Source organism: Streptomyces sp. NPDC020996, assembly GCF_040641355.1.
Taxonomy (GTDB): Bacteria; Actinomycetota; Actinomycetes; order Streptomycetales; family Streptomycetaceae; genus Streptomyces.
This window is the reverse complement of sequence record NZ_JBFADM010000158.1, coordinates 1-1,158: the sequence shown is the minus strand read 5'-3', so window position 1 is coordinate 1,158 and position 1,158 is coordinate 1. Positions and strand designations below refer to the sequence as shown.

Here is a 1,158-nt window from a genome sequence, read left to right as displayed (position 1 = left end):
GACGAGCGCGATGGCGTCACGTTTGAACTCCTCGGTGTACCGCTTCGTGTACTTGCTTCCCACCTGGTGCTACTTCCTCTGGAACCTCAGGTCCCGGTCTCCAAGTGTCCACGATCAAGGGGAAGCTTCACACTCGTGTTCCGGCTTCGGGTAGCAGCGCGAGCAAAGAAACGTGCCGTCTTCGCGACGGAGGGCGGGCGGGCGCTTGCGGCCGCAGTCGGCGCAGTCCTTCAGGAACAACGGGTCCGTGCGGTAACAGCGGCGGCAGACAGGCCCGTCCTCGCGCTGGGCGACGATGAGGCCGTTCTGGCCGCAGCGTGCGCAGGGCCGAAGCTCCGTCCGCGCGACGCACCAGTCGCAGCAGCGGCCTTCCGGAGTGATCCGGGAAAGGCGAAGGCCGGTGCGGTGGCAGCGTGCGCAGGCCAGCTGAGTGACGGCGTCGCCGTGCCCGGTGGCTTCGAGGTGCTGCAGGAGCCGGACGACCTGAACCGGGCTGTGCGGTGATGGCTCCGTGAGCGCGTTGAGGTGCTCGGTGAAGTAGTCGTCCAGGGCCCGTGCCTGAGCGGGATTCCATGCCTTCGCCTTCTCCAAGGCCGCCTGGGCGTCCTCGGTTGTCAGCGCAGGGCCTGCCACCCGCTGAAGGTAGGCGATCAGGCGGGCGCGGGCCTGAGCGAGCTCGCGCTGCCGGCGTATTGCGGCTGGTTTCACGACTGCCCTGGGCGGCGGATCACGGTGCGGCGGGGCTTGTCCGGCAGCGGGCCGGCGTCCCCGTCGGCAGTCTTGCGGAGCTGGACGTTGACGACTTCGGGCTTGATCAGGTCGTTAGGGGTGCACTGCAGGATGTCGCAGAGCGCGACGAGGGTGTCCATGCTCATGCGCTGCGGCGGCTGGGTCACCAGCCGGTAGACCTGCTCGCGTGACAGGGTGACACCGCGTTCTGCAAGCAAGGGGACCAGGTCGGAGGTCTGGAACATCTGGCGCTCGGCCATCAGCTGCCGAAGTTGCCACTGGTAGCCCATCTTCTTGATCACGAGATCACGTCCCAGTCGTCGCCCAGTCGGTTTGAGCTGACCCGAGTTTCGTAGAGTCCGGTGATCTTGTTTCAGGCGGACTGCGAGACGGCTTCCTGTTGTCGCCACCAGTCGCGTTCGTACTCGG

The 1,158-nt window shown here is 66.6% G+C and carries 2 protein-coding genes; both read right to left on the bottom strand.

Features of this window, described 5'->3' with window-relative positions; translation table 11 throughout:
- Positions 1-114: 114 nt before the first annotated feature.
- Entirely contained in the window at positions 115-708 is a 594-nt protein-coding gene (locus AB0G63_RS39145) for a hypothetical protein (protein WP_360760687.1), read from the bottom strand.
- Positions 705-1,031, bottom strand: a complete 327-nt coding sequence (locus tag AB0G63_RS39140) for a helix-turn-helix transcriptional regulator (RefSeq protein ID WP_355356608.1) — start codon at positions 1,029-1,031, stop codon at positions 705-707. The genes AB0G63_RS39145 and AB0G63_RS39140 overlap by 4 nt, the downstream gene beginning before the upstream one ends.
- Positions 1,032-1,158 lie beyond the last annotated feature (127 nt).